The organism is Adlercreutzia sp. DFI.6.23 (genome assembly GCF_024462535.1).
Classification (GTDB): domain Bacteria; phylum Actinomycetota; class Coriobacteriia; order Coriobacteriales; family Eggerthellaceae; genus Adlercreutzia; species Adlercreutzia rubneri.
In genome coordinates this window covers 1-1,338 of sequence record NZ_JANGBP010000025.1, presented here as the reverse complement: position 1 = coordinate 1,338, position 1,338 = coordinate 1, and the positions used below count along the sequence as shown (strand labels likewise).

Annotated in this window: 1 protein-coding gene; it reads left to right on the top strand. The window is 65.4% G+C overall.

Annotated features, from left to right (window positions below; genetic code table 11):
- Positions 1-119: 119 nt before the first annotated feature.
- Entirely contained in the window at positions 120-1,280 is a 1,161-nt protein-coding gene (locus NE591_RS12140; RefSeq protein ID WP_126423046.1) for an IS256 family transposase, read from the top strand.
- Positions 1,281-1,338: the final 58 nt, after the last annotated feature.

Genomic DNA, 1,338 nt, shown 5'->3' with positions numbered 1-1,338 from the left:
GGTAACGTACAATCTCTTGCGCACTTTCACAGCAGCATAGCCTAGATACCAAAAGACACGGCTCCGGCCTTCGGTATGATTCGAGTTGTCTAGATTCGATCATATTAGGAGGCAGAGCCATGTCCGATCCCATCGTATCATTCGACGAGGCCGCCATGCGCGGCGAGCTCAGGGAGCTCGTCAGAAGAACAGTCGAGGACACCCTGAACGCCCTTCTCGAGGAGGAGGCCGACGATCTGATAGGCGCCGACCGCTACGAGCGGACGGCAGGGCGCGAGGCCTACCGCGCCGGACACTACGAGCGCGGGCTCACGACCACCTCGGGCCAGGTGACCCTCAGGATGCCCAAGCTCAAGGGCATGAGGTTCGCGACGGCGATCATCGAGCGCTACAAGCGCCGTGAGACCTCCGTCGAGGAGGCCATGATCGAGATGTACCTGGCCGGGGTCTCCACCAGGAGGATCGAGGACGTCTCCGAGATCCTGTGGGGCGCGAGCGTGTCGGCATCGACGGTGTCGAACCTCAGCGACAAGGCGTTCGAGGCCGTCGAGGAGTGGAGGAGCAGGCCGCTGACCCGCAAGTACCCCTACGTCTTCGTCGACGGCATCTACCTCAAGAGAAGCTGGGGCGGCTCCTTCGAGAACGTGGCCGTGATGGTGGCCATCGGCGTCAACGACGACGGCTACCGAGAGGTGATCGGGGCCGCCGAGGGCTTCACCGAGTCGGCCGAGTGCTGGCGCGAGTTCCTCTCCTGGCTCAAGGGCCGGGGCCTCTCTGGCGTGCGCATGTTCACCGGCGACAAGGCCGCCGCCATGACGGGCGCGATAGCCGAGGTGTTCCCGGACGCCGCCTACCAGCGCTGCACGGTGCACTTCTACCGCAACGTGCTCTCGAAGGTCCCCAAGTCCAAGCGCGCCGAGGTGGCCGCGATGCTCAAGGCCGTCCATGCCCAGGAGTCTCTGGAGGCGAGCACGGAGAAGGCCGGCCGTGTCGCCGCCAAGCTGGAGGACATGAGGCTGGCGGCGGCCGCCAAGTGCGTCCGCGACGGCGTCGCGGAGACGCTGACCTACACGCGCTTCCCCGCGCGGCACTGGAGACGCATCCGCACCAACAATGCCATCGAGCGGCTGAACCGCGAGATCCGCCGCCGAACGCGGGTCGTCGGCACCTTCCCGGACGGCAAGAGCGCGCTCATGCTGGCGACCGCGCGCCTGAAGTACGTGGCCGACAGCGAGTGGGGGTCGAGGAGGTATCTGGACGTGTCGCTGCTGGACGAGTGATCATGCCGACGGCTGGCGGTCGCCTGCTGGAATTTGCGCAAGATTATTGACAGTACCG